The sequence below is a fragment of the Sporosarcina cyprini genome, assembly GCF_022048975.1.
In the GTDB taxonomy this organism is placed as follows: Bacteria; Bacillota; Bacilli; order Bacillales_A; family Planococcaceae; genus Sporosarcina; species Sporosarcina cyprini.
Genome location: NZ_JAKMHX010000012.1, coordinates 56,474 through 74,566 on the forward strand (window position 1 = coordinate 56,474; position 18,093 = coordinate 74,566).

Below are 18,093 nucleotides of genomic sequence, written 5' to 3' on the forward strand. Positions count from 1 at the left end.
ATGCACATTAAACTTTCAATCAGAAATATTAAATAACTTCAAAGCATTCCGGGTAGTCGCCTCTGCCACTTCTTCCACTGGCATATTTTTCAGGTGTGCAATTTCCTCCGCCACCAACGTCACATATGCAGGTTCATTGCGTTTCCCCCGATTTGGATGGGGTGCCAGATAAGGTGCATCCGTCTCAATCAACAAATGTTCAAGAGGAATTTCCGTCGCCACCTGCTTAGGTGTTTTCGCATTTTTAAATGTGACCGGGCCTCCGAGTGAGATCATGAAATTCATGTCAATGCATTCTCTGGCCGTTTCCACGCTTCCGCTGAAACAATGCATGATGCCACCCACTTCATGGGCTCCCTCTTCTTTCAAAATCTGTACAACATCCGCCGTGGCATCCCGATTATGTATAATGATCGGCAATTCCACTTTTTTCGCCAGATGAATCTGCTTGCGGAATAATTCCTGCTGCACATCCTTCGGCGACTTGTCCCAATGATAATCGAGCCCGATTTCTCCGATGCCCACTACCTTTGGGTGCTTGGCAAGGGATTCAATCCACTGCAAATCTTCTTCCGTGCAATCAATCGCATCGACCGGGTGCCAGCCGACCACTGCGTAAATAAATGGATAAGCCTCTGTCAGCTCCATCGCTTTTTCAATCGTTTTTCGATCAAAGCCGATGACTACCATTTTTGTCACGTTGGCATCCAATGCCCGTTGAATCACTGCTTCCAAATCTTCCTCGTACTGATCCGCATTTAAGTGTACATGGGTATCAATAAACATATTTTTCGCCTCACAATAGCTTTATTCTATTAAAAAGTTATATTTCTATCGTAACAAATAAATTACAGAACAATTAAAAAATGAAGACGGCGTTTAACAAAACGCCGTCATTGTTACATTTTCATTGTCTTACTTCACTTTAGCGCCATTTTCCAATTGTGGATCGACTGTTGCCAGCTTCAATGTGCCGCCCGATTGACCCGCCAAGATCATTCCTTGTGATAACTCGCCGCGCAATTTGACTGGTTTCAGATTGGCAACGACAATGACCTTTTGTCCGACCAATTGCTCTGGTTCATAATGCTCCGCGATGCCGGAAACTACTTGACGCTGCTCGTACCCCAGATCCACTTGCAATTTCAATAATTTATCCGCCTTCGGAATCCGCTCACATGCAGTGACAGTTGCAACACGCAAGTCCACTTTCATGAAATCATCAATTGTGATTTCTTCAGAGGATGTTTCCTCTTTCTTTTCTTCTTTGACCTCTACCTGCTTTGGTGCAGAAACGGACATTTGATCCCGAATGTATACAATTTCCACTTCTGGATCAAGACGCGGGAAGATCGGCACACCTTTTTCAACAACTTTTGTTCCTGCTGGCAAGCTAAAATCACCAAGTGTTTCCCATGCCAATAATTCTTCATTCAATCCAAGCTGTTCCATGATCTGAATAGGAGATTTTGTCATGAATGGCTGGAGCAACGTCGCAATATGGCGTAATGAGACGACGAGATGAGCCATCGCTGAAGCCAGTTTCCCTCTGTCAGCCTCTTCCTTCGCGAGTACCCACGGCGTTGTTTCATCTATATACTTATTCGTCCGGGAAATAAGTGCCCATAAATCCGAAAGGACGACACTGAACTGCATTTTTTCCATCGAAATTTCATATTTCTTCACAGTTTCTGTCATGAAATTCCGTAATTCTTCGTCAAATCCTGTATCTTCTAATCCTTCCGTCGGAACTGCTCCGTTGAAGTATTTATTAATCATGGATACGGTACGATTTAACAAGTTCCCGAGGTCATTTGCCAAATCATAGTTCGTGCGTTCCACAAACGATTCAGGTGAGAATGTGCCATCTTGTCCAAATGGCAGCTCTCTTAATAAGAAGTAGCGCGTCGCATCCAAGCCGAATCGTTCCACCAGCATTTCTGGGTAGACAACGTTTCCTTTGGATTTCGACATTTTTCCATCTTTCATCATGATGAATCCGTGGGCGAATACTTTCTTCGGTAATGGCAAATCAAGAGCCATCAAGAAGATCGGCCAATAAATCGTATGGAACCGGACAATATCCTTACCGACCACATGTACATCCGCCGGCCAATACTTCTGGAACAGTGAATCGTCATCCGTTCCGTACCCAAGCGCCGTAATATAGTTCGTCAAGGCATCCACCCAGACGTAAATCACATGTTTCGGGTCGCCAGGCACTTTAATGCCCCAGTCGAATGACATACGGGAGACCGAAAGATCCTCTAACCCTGGTTTAATGAAATTGTTGATCATTTCATTTTTTCGTGATTCCGGCTCAATAAATGTCGGGTTTTCTTCATAATATTGAAGCAGCCGGTCCGCATATTTCTTCATATTAAAGAAATACGATTCCTCTTTGACGCGTTGAACAGGCCGATTACAATCCGGGCAGTTGCCCTCGACTAGCTGTGCCTCAGTGAAGTATGATTCGCAAGGAACGCATTTCCATCCTTCGTACTCGCCTTTGTAAATATCACCGTTATCGAGGAACTTTTGGAAAATCTTCTCGACTGCAGATTTATGGCGTTCCTCTGTCGTGCGGATCAAATCGTCATAGGAGATATCCATGAGCTTCCAAAGCTTCTTCGCGATATCCGCAATGCCATCCACATACGTTTGAGGAGCTAATCCCTCTTCTTCCGCCTTCTCCTGAATTTTTTGGCCGTGTTCATCCAAGCCCGTCAGGAATCGGACATCATAGCCACGAAGTCTTTTGTATCGTGCCATCGCATCGGATGCCACCGTCGTATACGCTGTTCCGATATGGAACTTTCCACTCGGATAGTAGATCGGGGTGGTAATATAGAAAGTATTTTTATTATCTGCCACAACAATTTCCTCCAGTATTTCAATCTATACTACCCATTTTATCGGAAGTTCAACATTTGTGCCATGACGACAGTTGGAGTTTTATTAAATAGAGGATTTCTCTGAGCTATGTGCAAAAAATTATTTTGATTAATACGGGCCGCAAAGGTATGATAAAGGGGAATATTATAACTTTTCCGACAAATGGGAGGAGGTTAAAATGAACAGTGAAGAGAGTCGATTGCAAAAAGCGATCGAACTTAGAAATGAAAAAAATCTAAAAGAGTCGAATGAGCTTTTGCTGGAATTGGTTCAGTTGCATCCCGAGAATGCGTATTACAACTATCAATGTGCCTGGAGTTTTGATTGTTTAGGAGAAGAGTCAAAAGCGGTGCCCTATTACGAGAAGGCCATTCAAGGAGGGCTGGAGGAATCTGATTTGGTGAACGCTTTTTTAGGGTTTGGTAGCACATTACGATCCCTCGGGGAGTATGAAAGATCGAAAGACGTTTTTCAGGAAGCGATAGAACGATTCCCCTCCCATCAAGCCCTCCGTGTATTCTTTGCAATGACTTTGTACAATGTCAATGAACACAAGAAAGCGATGGAATTCCTGCTGAAATGTATTGCCGATACTTCATCCGATGAAGAAATCCAGAATTACAAAAGAGCGATTTCATTCTATTCGGATAGGCTGGACGAAACGTGGGCATGAGTTCCCCGTCTATGTCCCTATCAACTTCATCTCGTTATTTGCCCACCCAGGATTACTATATGTTAAAAACGGGTGGGCTTCTTCTATCCTATTTCTTGATTCCTATTTATATGGTTAGTTGTCAAACACTATCATTTTTTTAAAATTATTTAGTCGGAAATAATATTATTTAATTATTTTGTTATGAATCGGTGATTATTTTTTAATGCAAACAGCAAGCAAAAACTAGACTTTTTACCCTGTTGCCCAGTACTTCCATAAAACTATTATTTTGTCTACATTTTTAAGCGAGTTTTATTGACGTTAATTGGAAGACTTGGTATGATGATATGTAGACAAGAGAATTATGTCGAAATTTGACGAAAAATTTATTTGCTTAGGAGGAATTCTTGTCATGAAATCTACAGGTATCGTAAGAAAAGTTGATGAACTAGGGCGTGTCGTGATCCCGATCGAACTACGCCGCACTCTCGGTATTGCTCAAAAAGATGCTCTAGAAATTTATGTCGACGACGATAAGATCATTTTGAAGAAATACATGCCAAATATGACATGCTCCATTACAGGTGAAGTGTCTGATGACAACCTTCGTCTGATCGATGGCAAATTAATTTTAAGCCAAGAAGGCGCAAAACAGCTTATCAAAGAAATCGAAGACAAGATGAATTAATAGTATTAGGTGGATAATATAATAGAAAATCCAGGACACTGGTTGTTCTGGATTTTGTATTAACACCTATTCAATTTTCGACATGATATTCCCGGTAGACGTCCTTCCGGTTCATATCTCTGTCTGCTGCTACCTTTTTAATTGCCTCTTTTGACGAAATTTCTTCTTTCTCCACCAAAGCCTCCACATGTTCAGGAACAGACAGCCCTTCCCACCATGCAGTACTTTCCTCAGTCAATTCACCTTGAAACCCTTCGATCACTAGACAGAATTCTCCTCTTAGTTCAGTTGACTCTGCCCATTGGATTGCTTCCTCCAACGTCCCACGAAGAAATTCCTCATACCGCTTTGTTAATTCCCTGGCCAATGTGATATGGCGTGTTTCACCGAGCACTTCTTTCATTGCCCGCAGTGTGTCTTTTAACCGATGAGGCGCTTCATATAAAAGAAGCGATTCCCGCCTGAACTGTAAATCCTTCAGCTGATTGATCCGTTCCTTTTTTTGACGGGATAGGAAACCAAAGAAATAGAATGGCTGTGTCTCAAGACCCGACGCAACCAGCGCAGCAAGTGCCGCATTTGCTCCAGGTACAGGCACTACATCGAAGCCTTCTTCAATCGCTTTTTTAGCAATATCCGCTCCTGGGTCGGAAATACAAGGCATGCCGGCATCACTGACGAGTGCCACTGACTTCCCTTCTTCGAGCAGCGACAAGATTTTTTCGCCGCCCACCATCAGGTTATGCTCATGATAACTCATTAACGGCGTCTTAATATCAAAGTGATTGCATAATTTAATGGTGTTTCTCGTATCCTCTGCCGCAATCATATCCGCTTCCTGTAAAATCCGGATGGCACGAAACGTCATATCATCTAGATTGCCGATCGGGGTCCCAACTAGGTAGAGCTTGGCCCTCCCTGCTTCAGCACTTTTTTGAGATTTCATGTTGCCGCTCCTTCCTTCATATATCTTTCCTTTTCCAGCCGGGACAATTGCTTGAACCGGTATTCCGCCTGCATCGCTTCTCTTTTATTGTCGAAGGTTTCGGAGTAAATGCACTGCACCGGGCGCTTGGCACGGGTATATTTTGCGCCTTTTCCTTCATTATGTGCCTGAATTCTGCGGTCTAAGTCATTCGTATACCCCGCGTAATAGGATCCGTCCTTGCATTCCAATACGTAGAAAATATGGTCATTTTCCTTCTCCATATAGCATCTGCCTCACTTCCTCGGTATATTCCCCGTCGGCACCGTATACATAGAGGGGCGGCAAGACTTTCAGATCCGGTTTTCCATCTTTAATTCCTTCGATAAGCAAGGTGTTCGCTTCTTTTCCTTCCTTCGGATAGACGAAGCGAATTCGTTTCGGCTCCAGCCGATTCGCCCGCATCGCGGTCACAATGTCCAATAATCGGCCAGGACGGTGGACAAAAGCCACTTTTCCTCCTTGTTTTGCAAGCTCGCTCGCTGAACGTACCGCTTGCTCTAATGTCAGATGAATTTCATGTCTGGCAATTGCGACGTGTTCCCGGATATTTTTTTCGCTCGCGTCAATCGCGGGAAAATAGGGAGGATTGCAAGTGATCGTGTCGTATTTTTCATATCCGATGACATCCGCAACATCAATGACATTGTTCTGTAGAATCTCAATCTGATTTTCCAGTTGATTATACGCCACGCTGCGCTTCGCCATATCGGCCAATCGTTCTTGTAATTCGATTCCGATGATCTGGGCTTTCGTACGGGCACTTAAAAAAAGAGGGATGGCGCCATTTCCCGTACATAAGTCCACAATTTTCCCCGACCGTATCGGCACATAAGCGAATTTCGCTAGCAATACGGCATCGAGGGAAAAAGAAAAGACAGAAGGGCTCTGGATGATCCTCAAATTTTCCGCCAATAAATAATCCAGCCTTTCATCACCTTGTAAAATCTGATCCATGGTTCACACCTCTTCATAAAGAAAGAGCCGATACCTACGATAGGATCGGCTCCTCTTACGCATTTTGTTTGCTTAAGAAGGAGAGGCAGAACAGACAATCCTCTCCTTTACGGCTGCTGCCGTAATGAACATTGCATACATGATATCCTTCATTGTAGATGCGGGCCAGATTATCGACCCCTTCACCAATATCAACCTTTTTCACTTTTTCCGGATTCCGTTTTGGATCGGACGACTGCTTTGGTTCATTCAGTTCCTCAAGTCGTGCACGCAAATGATGGTTTTCTAGTTGAAGTGAGTGGTTCTCTTCCGTCATCTTTGCTACAAATCCTATCAATTCCCGGAATTGCTCATGCATGGACTCGAGTTGCTGTTCGAATTCCATTACTCTGTCGAGAAAGTTCCCTTCTTTCAACTGTTCCACCTCATTATTTCATCAATTGGGGTACCGTATCTTGTCTGCCTTCCAGCTCTTCCCAAGAATACTCAAGCACTTGCTCCTGTTCGGACAAATTCACTTGCACAACCCGTTCAAGAAGATTCAAACCGACCACTTTTCCCGCACCTTCAGGAGTTTTGATCCGTTCACCGATATCCGGCATTAATGCTTTTGCTTCTTCGTATTCATCGTTTTCATATTTCAAGCAGCACATCAGACGGCCGCATAGACCTGAAATTTTGGAAGGATTCAGCGATAAGTTTTGGTCTTTCGCCATTTTAATTGAAACCGGCTCAAAATCCCCTAAGAAGGTAGAGCAGCATAACATCCTGCCACAAGGACCAATCCCGCCAAGCATTTTCGCCTCATCACGCACTCCGATTTGCCGAAGCTCGATGCGTGTGCGGAAAATAGCGGCCAAATCTTTAACGAGATTTCGAAAATCGACCCGTCCTTCCGCGGTGAAATAAAAGACGATTTTATTTCGATCAAATGTGTATTCCACGTCAACAAGTTTCATATCGAGCTGGTGTTCCCGTATCTTTTCCATACATGTACCGAACGCCCGCTCCGCCTCTTGACGGTTTTCTTCCACTTGCTCTATGTCATCAGGCTGCGCAACCCTGATGATCTTTTTCAATGGTAAAACAACATCATTCTCCTCGACATCCCTGACCCGGCTTGCAACTTTGCCATATTCGATGCCTCTTGTCGTTTCTACAATGACATAATCACCAATTTCGAGATGATAATCCAGAGGATCGAAATAATATATTTTACCCGCTTTTTTGAAGCGGACACCTACTATTTTATACAAGCATTAACCCCTCCTGCAAATTGAGCACCAGCTGTTCCATTAGAAGTGTACGGTTCATATTGCTATACAACTTCTTCTTCGCCTGTAAGACCGCTTCCATCATGGCCGATAATTGACTGTACGTCAGCTTCATGGAGAGACTGCTGAAAAATTGCTGCTGATCGGGAAACGTCAACGTCGACGTCAGCCCCGCTTTCAACGAAACAATATCACGGTAGGCGTATAGAAGCAAGTCCAATCCGCGTTCCGCATCCTCTTTCTCCTTGATTGAAACTGTCCAATCGGTCTGTATGAAAAGAAGCGCCTCATTAACGTTGCGGTCAGATGCTTCAATTAATTTTAACACTGTTTTTCGAATCTGTGCAAACTGCTCATCTCCCGCAAGCGAGATGGCTTCCTCCATATTTGCCGTTACCGTCGCCACGGTTGCTGCCATGGAAGGATGAACATCATGCTTGACCACTTCTGCGATCAATTCTTCTTTGGACGGCGGGAGGAAAGAGATCCGTTGGCAACGAGATCGTATTGTTTGCAAAATGGTCTGGTAAGCTTCTGTGAGAAGGATAGCCGTTACCTCGCCCTCCGGCTCCTCCAAATACTTTAGCAGCGTATTGGCAGCTGACACATTCATCCGGTCTGCCTGGACGATGATATAAATCTTTCTGCCCGGTTCAAAACCCTTCTTCGTCATTTTCATGATCAAAGCGGACATTTGATCCTTTTTAATGTCTTGTCCATCGGGTCGTATCATCGTAATGTTCGGATGGTTACCGGAATCGACTCTTCGGCAAGCGCTGCATGTTCCACATGGAACGCCATCTACTGGATTGCCGCAAAGCAGAAGTTTCGAAAAGAAAAGAGCAGCTTCTTCTTTTCCCGTTCCCCGTTCTCCATCAAATAAATAAGCGTGGCCAATTCGTTTATTTACAAAAGAAGTCTTCAGTCTTTCAATCACCGGCTGTTGACGTTCTACAATTGATTGTTTCATAGGCCCCACCTCTTTCGTTGCAAAAAACCCCGTGTTTTTCGTGAACACGGGATTACATATATAGGTTAATGAGAAGTCCTTTGATTTCTCCTATTTTCCCAAGTAATTCTACAGAATTCTGTTCTTCGCTCAGCAAAGCTTCCGCCAATTCAATCAGTTTTTCATCGATTGTCTGGACAATCTTCAACCGGCGGCCTTCGCCGTACTGGTTCCACGTATGCGATTGCTTTACGTCTAGACCGGACTCAACTGCCTCTTTCAGAAACCGTTTGACAAGCATTTTGAACTTCGCCATTTCACGTAAATTTCGGGAACGAGCCAGTCGGTCCCCTGCAGCAGAAATGTCCCCGAGGAGCCTGGTCAATTGTTCACCGTGAAGACGCTCTTGCTGCGTTAGAACCATTTGTCCAAACCGGTTGCCCGTCTGAGTCGATCGCGAAGGATCGTTTCTCAGTTTATCGAGCCCGGCACGGTAATCACTATTAACTTTCAAAAAAGTTCACCTCATTTATACCACCAAGCAAAGAGGTACAAAAACAACTGTTATCTAAATTAAAAATGATGGAATTGCTCAATTGGCAGAACAAAAACGGTAGCGCCTCCTACTTCCACTTCCACAGGATACGGAATATAGGAATCTGCGTTGCCGCCCATCGGAGATACCGGAGCGACCATTTGATCGCGCGAACGACAATTTTCACGGATCAACTCAAGCGCCTTGGGTACAAGACTGTCATCCGTACCGATGAGGAATGTTGTATTCCCTGATCGCAGGAAACCACCTGTACTCGCTAATTTTGTTGCCCGGAAGTCGTTTTTCGTCAAAGCTGCAGACAACCGGTTGCTATCTTGGTCTTGGACTACCGCTACTATCAATTTCACGCCTATCACTCCTTTTTTTGTATCGTTCTATTCATTATATCACGAAACTCATTCAGAAATGAGTTGAGAACTTACAATTTTCCAAACATTTTCAGTTACTGTTTTTAATTCGCAGGAAGCATCGACGGTCGTGATCCGATCCGGATACTGCTTCAGCAATTTCTGATAGCCCTCATAGACGAGCGAATGGAATTGAAGGCTCTCCTGATCCAGCCGATTTTGTTCCCTCTCGTCATTTCGGCTGATCCGTTCCAAGCCTTCTTCCGGGCTGATATTAAAAAAGATCGTCAAATCAGGCATCGTATCCCCGATGGCAAAACGGTTAATGGACAGGACATCTTCCATGCCAAGCCCCCGGGCATAGCCTTGGTACGCAAGGGAACTGTCGACAAACCGGTCGCAAAGCACGACTTTCCCTTCCGTTAGGGCAGGAATAATCTTCTCGACCAAATGCTGTCTTCTGGCGGCCGCGTACAATAACGCCTCGGTTCTTCCATCCATCTCCTGATGGGTGTTATCCAGAATAATCGCCCGTATCTTTTCCGCAATGCGGATACCCCCAGGCTCCCGGGTCGTCAATACATCATGGCCATCCAGTCTCAGTTTATTCGCCACTTCCTCCAGAACGGTTGTCTTCCCTGCTCCTTCAGGTCCCTCAAAGGTAATAAATACCCCTTTTTTTAACATAGTAAGCCTCCATCATTCAATCGCGACTAAAATTTTCCTTTGTTCCGTGCGAATTGCACCTTGGAACTTCGCGTTCATCATTATATATTGCGTCAGCCATTCGGCATGCTTTTCATTGATTCGCTCTCCACCCAACACTAACGGGACACCTGGAGGATAAGGGATAATCGAGCCCGCCGCTACACGTTCTATCGCCGAGTCGATGGGAACCCACTCCGCTTCCAGCTTACTTAACTCGGTTGGAGGTATAGCCAGCGTGCTGATTTCCTCGCCAACCGTAAATGCGGAAGGCTTTGCCGCATTGGACGCGGCTTCCGATTTCAATCGTGTTATCGCCTTCCTTATTCTCACCAGGCTTTCCTCAAACGGAAAATAATTGTCCTTTTTCAATAACGGCAGGATGAATAAGACTTGGAAAGGATCCGCCAGCTCTGCAAATATGCCCTCCGCCTCCAGCTTTTCGAGCAAGGCAAAGCCGGTATAGCCTTCCACCCGTAAAAGCAGCTTCAATGGGTCATCCACTTCTACGATGTCGACAGAAGACAGCTCTCGTAAGCTGTGAATAAAAGCCGACCGCTCCTGCAAGAATGCTTCCTGGTCTTGAGAGGTGTAGGAAGCCGCATAGCTTCTCGCATCATCGAGGGAAGCCATGAGCAAATAGGACGGACTGCTCGACTGAAGCATTTTCAAATAATGGGCTATCCTCTGCGCATCAATTAATGAAGAACGGACATGCATAAAAGAAGCCATAGTCATCGCTGGCAATGTTTTATGGGCGGAATGAACAACAACGTCTGCTCCAAGTGACAATGCGGACGGTGGAAAAGCACCGCCTGGGACAAAATGGGCGCCATGCGCTTCGTCCACCAGCACCGGGATGCGCCGCTCATGGCATTGTTCAATGATGGCTGCCATCTCGTTCCCTGTGATCCCGTAATACGTAGGATAGGTCAGGACAACGGCTTTCGCGTCAGGTGCCGCCTCGATCGCTTTTTTTATTTGCAAGGCACGAACCGTCCCGATCGTTTGCGTCTTTTCATCCCACTCAGGGGAAACGAACACGGGACGGGCCCCCGTCAGTTCAATAGCGTGAAAGATCGATTTATGGGCATTCCGCTGCACAATCACCGTGTCTCCTGGCGAGCACACTGCAAACATCATCGCCAAATTGCCGACCGTAGAGCCATTTACAAGGAAAAAGCTTCGATCCGATTGATACAAATCGGCGAGCCGTCGTTCTGCATCTTGAATCATGCCAGCCGGCTCATGCAAATCATCCAGCCCACTGAGTTCAGTCACATCATAGGACAGGGCAGTGCGGATCTCCTTCGGCAATGTAGACAATAACCCATTCTTATGGCCGGGCACATGAAAGGAAATCGGTTGCTGTTTTATAAATTCATCCAATGCCTGAATAACAGGACGATCCATGTCGCACTTCAATACGTTTACACTTCCTTTGTATTCATTATAAAGCAAGAAGGAGGAAGTGTAAAAAGAGGGACAGTGCATCGGTTGAAATAAAAACGGCGAGTGGAAACCATGATGGATTCTCTCGCCGCTTTTTGCTTTATTGGTACCGCACTCTCGATATTCCGATAGATAAGAAGACGATGGAAAAGCCAAGCAAAACCAGTATCGGCGTCATGATGTCTCCAAGAGCCGCCCCATCCACCAATGATTTGAATCCTTCAATCGCCCATGACTGGGGCACGAAATTAGCGATTTTCCGCATGAATTCCGGAACGATATCCAGCGGCCAATAGACGCCGCCCAGCATGCTCGTCGAAATGATAAGAAGCATTCCGACGGCACTTTGCTGCTCGGACGTTTTCACGAGCGTGGCAATGGCCATGCCTAATCCAACTACACAAAGCAGTAACGTTATAACAAGTACTGCCAATCCGAGCGGGTCTCCCCATTGAACTCCAAATAGCAGTGACGTTAACAAAATAAGCAAGGAAAACTGCACAAATCCGATGATGAAAAATGACAGGACATAGCCCAATGTCAATTGAATCCGTGTCGCCGGTGTCGTTAACAATCTTGACCAAATACCCATGCTACGAGCTTCGATCAATGTCCCTGTAGTGAAAAGCATAACAATCATAACAAACATGATGGAAAAGCCTGCGGAGCTATACGACATCTTATTCCAGCTTTCCACTTGCGTGTCGTTCATATGGATTTCGCTGATCCCGTCTGTTCCACTCTCCGTCTCGATCAGCTGTTCAAAAACCAAATCCCACTCCTTGTTTTCATAGGAGGCGCCGATCTGGGCTGCTGTCACCTGGAGGTCGAGAGTCCGGAGCGCCTGATTGTACAATTGCTCCAACATGGGTGCCGCCGCCGTGCCAGGAGGATGCTGCAGCATGACAGCCGGTTCTTCCTTCGCGACATGGCCAAGGAAATCTTTTTTAATGGTAACGACGCCTTCCACCGACTTCTCGGAAAGTAACTCTTTCGCAGTTGCTGCATCGACCTCTTCATACTCGACAAAAGGATGGGCCTTCAGCTGGCGGATCAACTGCTGCGAATAAATAGATCCATCCTCGTCAACAATTGCGACGGGCATGGCAGAGCCGGCGTTCTCTCCAAATAAGCCACCGAACAGCAAGGTGAAAATCAATGGCATGGCAAACATGATGAAATAGGATGAGCGCCTTTTGAAGGTGCGTTTCATTTCCAACGAACAAATCGCTATTATTTTTCTCACTTCATTTTCCTCCCGATAACGCACTGACCCGCATGCGAGCCGAGCCTACGAAGATGGATGCGGCACCGATGGCAAGCAACACAAGAGCCGCCGCCCCTAGTGACGCCCACGTCGCTCCGTTCATGATGGATGTAAAGCTATTCAGTGCCCATGAATTCGGCAGGACGAGCGCCACTTTTCGCATGACTTCTGGAAATGCGGATAACGGCAGCATAGAACCACCCAAAAGCGCGAGCACTTGCACCATGATCCCGCCTGCCATGTCTGCCGTCTTTTCATTTGCGGAGAAAGCCGCAATCAGAATGGCTAAACCAGACACGGCAAAGCTATAGACAAAACCGATAAATAGTGTCTGAACTGCACTCTCGCCCCAATCTACTCCTAAAAGATAGTGTGTAGCCGCCATGAAGACAATGAACTGACCGAAGGCCAAACACCACGTCCCTAAAAACTTGCCGCCTAAAATGAAATCCACCCGCGTCGGTGTCATCCGCAGCCGATCTAATGTGGCCGAATGTTGTTCTTGATGAAGGGACTTCCCTCCCCGAACTGCATTGAAAAGAAGGAACATCGCCGCCATCGCAGCAGCATAGTATTGCATCGAGGACAACTCTTGTTCCCCGATTGACGACACCACGACATACTGCCCTTTACGTTCCACTACTTCCTTCATTCCATTGAGCAACTCCGCCTGAATCTTCCCCGGCTGGACGGCCGGGTCCTGATAGGAAGCAGCTACAGCAAGATTGGTCATGATCATTTCCGTCGTATTAGACATCGTCCAAACAGTTTGGGCAAAGGAATCCATCAGCTGCTGGGTGAAAAGAGCACTGGATTCCTTTCCGGACACAGCTAAAATCGTTGCCGGTTTCTTCTGCTCACCCCATTCATTTGGCAGAACGATGCCTGCATCCACTTCTCGCTGAGTGACCCAATCCTTCAATTGCCCTTCATTTGCTGCAACCTTTACCGTCAACATCGTCAAATCCTGTTGTAAATAATTCTCGACGAATTCCTTAGCCAGAGGATCGTCTTCCGTATAGACCCCGATGACCGTGGCAGGAAGCGAATCTCCGTCCATTACGCCTTTTAAAGCAAATCCTAATATGGCAGTTAACAAAAAGGGCATGAGCAACAGGAGCAAAAATGCTTTTCGATCCTTCAGCTGGATGGCAATATCCTTTTGGGCAATCAACACCATTTTCTTCATAAAAACGCTCCTTAATCTCGCAATGAACGGCCCGTCATCTGTAAAAACAGTGTTTCCAGGTCCGCCTCTTTCAGTTTGATTTGACGAAGTTTCACAGCCTCTTTTGCAGCCATCGAAACAATGGATGCCATCATATCCTGTCCTTGCTTGACGTACAGATGAATCTCAGACGGTTCCGGATGTATGACCTTTTCAATGCCATCCAGCTGTTTTAATTTCTCCACAAAGGCAGGCCGCGCTTCCTCAACATCCAGCAGCAGCTGATTCCCCCCCGCCAATCGTTTACAAAGCTCCTGTGTCGACCCGGTTGCAATCACTTGCCCATGGTCCATAATGGCGATCCGTTTGCAGAGGAATTCAACCTCTTCCATGTAATGACTCGTATAGATAATCGTCATTCCCTGTTCGTTCAAACGCTTCACTGTTTCTAAAATGTGATGGCGTGATTGCGGATCAATGCCGACTGTCGGTTCATCCATAATGAGAAGCTCGGGACGATGGAGCAAGGCAGCTCCGATATTGATGCGGCGTTTCATTCCCCCGGAAAATGTCTCAATCCGGTCTTTTCCTCGTTCCGAAAGCCCTACCGTCTCCAATACTTCAAAGGCACGGGCCTTTGCCTCCCTTCCCTTCAAGCCATACATTTTCCCCCAAAACACTAAGTTATCGAATGCCGACAAAGTTGGATAAAGGGCGATATCCTGCGGAACAACCCCGATTTTCTTTTTAATTTCATAAGGGGATCGGCCTACAGATAAACCATCCACTTGAATATCACCTTCATCATAAGGAACAAGTCCGCAAATCATAGAAATGGTAGTCGACTTCCCTGCACCATTCGGTCCAAGCAAGCCAAATGCTTCACCCTTTCCAACATGTAAAGTAATCCCCTTTACTACTTCCTTCTCACCAAAGCGCTTCTTTACATTCGTCATCGTTAACATGCAGATGCCCCCTTCTTCACTTCCTATCATAAGTGAAAGGGAAGATTTCACCATCTGGCGCGCGATAGATTTTCGGCCATGAAAAAAACGGCATGTGTATGCCGTTTTTCATAGTCGCTTATGCGTTACGTCATATTTAAAATGTGGTGACACCATATCGGACCGCAAAAATGGCCGCCTGCGTACGATCTCGGAGGCCAAGTTTATGGATGATGTTCGAAACATGATTCTTCACTGTTCCTTCGGTAATGAACAACCCTTCCGCCACCTCTTTATTGTTCAGCCCCTGCCCCAAACACTGCAACACTTCCCGCTCACGGATCGTTAGCTCAGAAAGGCCCTCAGGAGGTTCCGACGCACCTCCGAATGCCTTCTCTGCTTGCTTAAGCCGGCCTTCTGCCAGGAGATGGGCCGTGAAATCTTTTGGCAGCACGACGCCTCCATGGAAGACCGTGCTAATCGCTTTGGCAATCGTCTCCGTTGGCATGTCTTTCAATAAATAGCCGCTGGCCCCTTCTTCCAAGGCATCGAAAATCAATTCACTATCATTGAACGTAGTGAGAATCAAAACCTTAATATGTGGCAGCTTTTCACGGATCAGCCTCGTACCTTCCACTCCATTGACGCCTGGCATCCGAATATCCATCAAGACAATATCCGGCTCCAACCGGGATGCTTGGGCTAAAGCGTCGGAGCCTTCCACTGCTGTACCGACAATATGAATCTCCTCCTGCAGGCTCAGCAAGGAACTCAACCCTTCCCGGATCAAAGGCTGATCATCTACAATTAATACGTTTATCATGCAATCACTCCTGTCGATGACCATCTCACCCGTTGCAGCGGAAAGGAAACATGAATTGTAAACCCTTTTTCCTCATCACTCTCCATTTGCAACATGCCTCCATGCTCGGCCACCCGTTCTTTCATATTCAATAAACCAAAGCTCGGGACCACTTGGCCGGCCCCCTTGCCGTCGTCTTGAATCTCAAGCCGCAATTCCTTCGAATCCACCCGAATTGAAACCTGGCAAACATCTGCATTCCCGTGACGCTTGGCATTCGTCAATGCCTCTTGGACAATCCGCTTCAAGGTAGGCTGCAAGAAAAGAGGAATTGACGACAAATCGCCCTGCACATCCAATTCAGTTTGTATATGGGCAGAGTCTGCAAATTCCTTCAGCAGTTCCTTCATGACATGCAGGAAGGACACCTGCAAATGATCCTCTTCTTTCAAAGTACGAACCGACAACCGCACCTCATGAAGCGAATCCCGTGCCAACTGTTCACAGGTCCCAATAATCGCTTTGGTCTTATCCGGATCACGGACCGACATTTCATTCGCCAACTGCAGCTGAACAATCAGTGCTGTCATTTTATGCCCGACCGTATCATGAATTTCCCGGGCAATCTCATTCCTCTCCCGGATGACAGTCAACTCTTCCACCTGATTCGCATAACGCTCCAACTGTCCATGAGCATCCTGCAGCGCCGTATGCGTTTCGTTCAGTTGATCATACTGCACCGCAATCGTTTCCTTCGCCAACTGGATATGACGAATCAAACTCCCTACCAAAGCACAGTAAATGACAAACGTCAGATTGATTAAATTACTAGTAATAAAAAATTCGCCCAATAAATATTGTCGATAACTCACAATCCCCCACGCAATGAAGAAAGCGATCGGAAACACCTTCACCACTTGCTTCCCATCAAAGGCAATGAAAACCGTAGTCGCAATGATGCCAAAAAAGATCAGATACAAATAACCGCTGTCCGCAAAAATCATACCGAATCCAAAGGCCAATAGAAAGTCGACAGACGAGCAGATCATCCGAACAATGGAACGCGTAGTCGTCATATGGATGAAATGAGTAACGATAAATACCAGCATCGCAATGGGCACATAAAACGCCCATCCCGTCCATGACGCTTTGTCGGCTGGGATATAGTAGATGCATAAGATCATTAAAGTAACAAGCCGAATGGAAGTAAGCAACATCATCGATAAACTTTTCATGACATCTTCCTTTTATTAAACTATTTCTACTTCTTCCTTATGATGAATGAAAAAGAGATTGCTCGCAACATAATCTTTTATTTAGCGGTAGTGTGGTGGTTGGACATTGAAGGAATAAGGTGGAGGATTTTGATAGGCGGAGGCGAGTGTGCCACATCTGACTATGAATGTACACGCACTTTGCGGGCTGAATTGTAGCCAAGCGGTGATAGGTGAGTTATCGATGAGTACTTTTGGTGCAGTGGGGTAACAATCGTCTAAGTTACGATGGTTTTGGAGGTAAGCTAGCGACATACAATTATGGCATCCCCCTGTCTATCATTATTTGATAAATATACGTGGCAAATCCACCTGAATTGTAGTCAGGCGGTGATAGACGAGTTAATGTGTACCTTTTAGTCATGAGGACTAGACCATTATTTGAGTTGGTTTCATTGGTTTCAATTCTTAAATATTGTGAAGATCGTAGCCTTAACAACTCTATAAGTAAAGTAATAGTAGGGAGTTGTTTATTACCAATTAATGAAACTGATAACACATTGAAAACGTATCAATATTAGGTCAGTTGTTGTTCATCAGTGTAGTTTGAAGGGAATGAAATTGTGAAAAAATTATTACTTATGTTTATTTTACTATTTGCATTTTTAGTTGTGAGTGGATGTAATAATAACTCTGTAAATCAAATTAAAGCGGATTACTTTGATATTGGTTTTGGACAGAGTGTATACGAGGGATATAACAAAGTAGATGAAGAAACCGTTCAAACACTTGTGAAGGCTTACAACCAAATAGAATATAGGGGACAAACAAACCAACAAATTAATTATGAAAAGGCGATAACGATAAAATTTATATACAATGACCAAATTTCAGGCTTTTTAGTGATAGATGATAAGGGAGTTTTTCACCTAAGAGATAGTTCTAAAAATTATCAAATCGAGCCAAATAATAATATTTATGAACAAGCAATGGAAATATATAACGATCTGAAGAAACAATAAGAAAAAGGATTTTTATGATCCTTTTTTAAAAAAATTTTTATCAACAATATTAATTAACAAAGCTATTATATTAAAACACAAAAAAACCATCCCCCACAGGGGATGGCCTTTGCCCGGCGATGTCCTACTCTCACAGGGGGAAGCCCCCTACTACCATCGGCGCTGAAGAACTTAACTTCCGTGTTCGGTATGGGAACGGGTGTGACCTCTTCG

20 protein-coding genes and 1 rRNA gene are annotated in these 18,093 nt (G+C 45.4%); 3 read left to right on the plus strand and 18 right to left on the minus strand.

All coding sequences use genetic code 11. The features are described from left to right. Positions 1 to 15: 15 nt before the first annotated feature. Both L7D49_RS02040 and metG read right to left on the minus strand, forming a co-directional pair. On the minus strand, positions 16 to 786 hold the full coding sequence (locus L7D49_RS02040) for a TatD family hydrolase (protein WP_238079161.1): 771 nt from the start codon (positions 784 to 786) through the stop codon (positions 16 to 18). 129 nt (positions 787 to 915) lie between these two features. Beyond that, a complete protein-coding gene (metG, locus tag L7D49_RS02045; RefSeq protein ID WP_238079162.1) occupies positions 916 to 2,874 on the minus strand; it encodes a methionine--tRNA ligase in 1,959 nt (652 codons plus the stop codon). Positions 2,875 to 3,073: 199 nt separating this feature from the next. Between metG and L7D49_RS02050 the strand changes: the two genes are divergently transcribed. Continuing rightward, positions 3,074 to 3,568 (plus strand): tetratricopeptide repeat protein, encoded by a 495-nt coding sequence (locus L7D49_RS02050; RefSeq protein WP_238079163.1) that lies wholly within the window; start codon positions 3,074 to 3,076, stop codon positions 3,566 to 3,568. 394 nt (positions 3,569 to 3,962) lie between these two features. After that, a complete protein-coding gene (locus tag L7D49_RS02055; RefSeq protein ID WP_238079164.1) occupies positions 3,963 to 4,238 on the plus strand; it encodes an AbrB/MazE/SpoVT family DNA-binding domain-containing protein in 276 nt (91 codons plus the stop codon). A gap of 70 nt (positions 4,239 to 4,308) precedes the next feature. Here the strand turns inward: L7D49_RS02055 and rsmI are convergent, their stop codons facing one another. The 15 genes from rsmI to L7D49_RS02130 all read right to left on the minus strand — a co-directional run bounded on the left by rsmI (position 4,309) and on the right by L7D49_RS02130 (position 16,879). Continuing rightward, complete coding sequence (rsmI, locus tag L7D49_RS02060; protein ID WP_238079165.1) at positions 4,309 to 5,184, minus strand: 16S rRNA (cytidine(1402)-2'-O)-methyltransferase; 876 nt, start codon at positions 5,182 to 5,184, stop codon at positions 4,309 to 4,311. Beyond that, positions 5,181 to 5,447, minus strand: coding sequence for a GIY-YIG nuclease family protein (locus tag L7D49_RS02065; protein WP_238079166.1), 267 nt, complete (start codon positions 5,445 to 5,447; stop codon positions 5,181 to 5,183). Before L7D49_RS02065 ends, rsmI begins: the two co-directional genes overlap by 4 nt. Next, positions 5,431 to 6,180 carry a tRNA1(Val) (adenine(37)-N6)-methyltransferase gene (locus tag L7D49_RS02070; RefSeq protein WP_238079167.1) on the minus strand — a complete coding sequence of 250 codons (750 nt, stop codon included), beginning with the start codon at positions 6,178 to 6,180 and terminating at the stop codon, positions 5,431 to 5,433. The genes L7D49_RS02065 and L7D49_RS02070 overlap by 17 nt, the downstream gene beginning before the upstream one ends. 55 nt (positions 6,181 to 6,235) lie before the next feature. Beyond that, a complete protein-coding gene (yabA, locus tag L7D49_RS02075) occupies positions 6,236 to 6,595 on the minus strand; it encodes a DNA replication initiation control protein YabA (RefSeq protein WP_207959658.1) in 360 nt (119 codons plus the stop codon). Between the two features lie 13 nt (positions 6,596 to 6,608). Next, positions 6,609 to 7,436: a PSP1 domain-containing protein gene (locus tag L7D49_RS02080; RefSeq protein WP_238079168.1), complete on the minus strand. Its 828-nt coding sequence runs from the start codon at positions 7,434 to 7,436 to the stop codon at positions 6,609 to 6,611. Further along, positions 7,429 to 8,424 (minus strand): DNA polymerase III subunit delta', encoded by a 996-nt coding sequence (gene holB, locus L7D49_RS02085; protein WP_238079169.1) that lies wholly within the window; start codon positions 8,422 to 8,424, stop codon positions 7,429 to 7,431. Before holB ends, L7D49_RS02080 begins: the two co-directional genes overlap by 8 nt. A 52-nt stretch (positions 8,425 to 8,476) precedes the next feature. Beyond that, a complete protein-coding gene (locus L7D49_RS02090; RefSeq protein ID WP_238079170.1) occupies positions 8,477 to 8,917 on the minus strand; it encodes a YaaR family protein in 441 nt (146 codons plus the stop codon). Positions 8,918 to 8,976: 59 nt separating this feature from the next. Continuing rightward, a complete protein-coding gene (locus L7D49_RS02095) occupies positions 8,977 to 9,306 on the minus strand; it encodes a cyclic-di-AMP receptor (protein ID WP_060206001.1) in 330 nt (109 codons plus the stop codon). Between the two features lie 48 nt (positions 9,307 to 9,354). Continuing rightward, on the minus strand, positions 9,355 to 9,993 hold the full coding sequence (tmk, locus tag L7D49_RS02100) for a dTMP kinase (RefSeq protein ID WP_238079171.1): 639 nt from the start codon (positions 9,991 to 9,993) through the stop codon (positions 9,355 to 9,357). 12 nt (positions 9,994 to 10,005) lie between these two features. Further along, positions 10,006 to 11,436 carry an aminotransferase class I/II-fold pyridoxal phosphate-dependent enzyme gene (locus L7D49_RS02105; protein WP_238079172.1) on the minus strand — a complete coding sequence of 477 codons (1,431 nt, stop codon included), beginning with the start codon at positions 11,434 to 11,436 and terminating at the stop codon, positions 10,006 to 10,008. Positions 11,437 to 11,563: 127 nt separating this feature from the next. Next, entirely contained in the window at positions 11,564 to 12,709 is a 1,146-nt protein-coding gene (locus L7D49_RS02110; protein WP_238079173.1) for an ABC transporter permease, read from the minus strand. Position 12,710: 1 nt separating this feature from the next. Then, positions 12,711 to 13,919, minus strand: a complete 1,209-nt coding sequence (locus L7D49_RS02115; RefSeq protein ID WP_238079174.1) for an ABC transporter permease — start codon at positions 13,917 to 13,919, stop codon at positions 12,711 to 12,713. A gap of 11 nt (positions 13,920 to 13,930) precedes the next feature. After that, complete coding sequence (locus L7D49_RS02120) at positions 13,931 to 14,863, minus strand: ABC transporter ATP-binding protein (RefSeq protein ID WP_238079175.1); 933 nt, start codon at positions 14,861 to 14,863, stop codon at positions 13,931 to 13,933. 136 nt (positions 14,864 to 14,999) lie between these two features. Next, on the minus strand, positions 15,000 to 15,665 hold the full coding sequence (locus tag L7D49_RS02125; protein WP_238079176.1) for a response regulator: 666 nt from the start codon (positions 15,663 to 15,665) through the stop codon (positions 15,000 to 15,002). Beyond that, a complete protein-coding gene (locus L7D49_RS02130) occupies positions 15,662 to 16,879 on the minus strand; it encodes a sensor histidine kinase (RefSeq protein WP_238079177.1) in 1,218 nt (405 codons plus the stop codon). Before L7D49_RS02130 ends, L7D49_RS02125 begins: the two co-directional genes overlap by 4 nt. A gap of 602 nt (positions 16,880 to 17,481) precedes the next feature. On the opposite strand from L7D49_RS02130, the gene L7D49_RS02135 reads away from it, so the two are divergent. Further along, positions 17,482 to 17,880 carry a hypothetical protein gene (locus tag L7D49_RS02135; protein WP_238079178.1) on the plus strand — a complete coding sequence of 133 codons (399 nt, stop codon included), beginning with the start codon at positions 17,482 to 17,484 and terminating at the stop codon, positions 17,878 to 17,880. Positions 17,881 to 17,991: 111 nt separating this feature from the next. Here L7D49_RS02135 and rrf read toward each other — a convergent pair. Further along, a 5S ribosomal RNA gene (gene rrf, locus L7D49_RS02140) occupies positions 17,992 to 18,093 on the minus strand; the annotation flags it as partial.

Bases quoted from the DNA above. Each gene is read 5' to 3' on its own strand.
- L7D49_RS02040 (WP_238079161.1), bottom strand. From the start codon at position 786: ATGTTTATTGATACCCATGTACACTTAAATGCGGATCAGTACGAGGAA.
- L7D49_RS02050 (WP_238079163.1), top strand. From the start codon at position 3,074: ATGAACAGTGAAGAGAGTCGATTGCAAAAAGCGATCGAACTTAGAAAT.
- L7D49_RS02055 (WP_238079164.1), top strand. From the start codon at position 3,963: ATGAAATCTACAGGTATCGTAAGAAAAGTTGATGAACTAGGGCGTGTC.
- rsmI (WP_238079165.1), bottom strand. From the start codon at position 5,184: ATGAAATCTCAAAAAAGTGCTGAAGCAGGGAGGGCCAAGCTCTACCTA.
- L7D49_RS02065 (WP_238079166.1), bottom strand. From the start codon at position 5,447: ATGGAGAAGGAAAATGACCATATTTTCTACGTATTGGAATGCAAGGAC.
- L7D49_RS02070 (WP_238079167.1), bottom strand. From the start codon at position 6,180: ATGGATCAGATTTTACAAGGTGATGAAAGGCTGGATTATTTATTGGCG.
- holB (WP_238079169.1), bottom strand. From the start codon at position 8,424: ATGAAACAATCAATTGTAGAACGTCAACAGCCGGTGATTGAAAGACTG.
- tmk (WP_238079171.1), bottom strand. From the start codon at position 9,993: ATGTTAAAAAAAGGGGTATTTATTACCTTTGAGGGACCTGAAGGAGCA.
- L7D49_RS02115 (WP_238079174.1), bottom strand. From the start codon at position 13,919: ATGAAGAAAATGGTGTTGATTGCCCAAAAGGATATTGCCATCCAGCTG.
- L7D49_RS02120 (WP_238079175.1), bottom strand. From the start codon at position 14,863: ATGTTAACGATGACGAATGTAAAGAAGCGCTTTGGTGAGAAGGAAGTA.
- L7D49_RS02125 (WP_238079176.1), bottom strand. From the start codon at position 15,665: ATGATAAACGTATTAATTGTAGATGATCAGCCTTTGATCCGGGAAGGG.
- L7D49_RS02130 (WP_238079177.1), bottom strand. From the start codon at position 16,879: ATGAAAAGTTTATCGATGATGTTGCTTACTTCCATTCGGCTTGTTACT.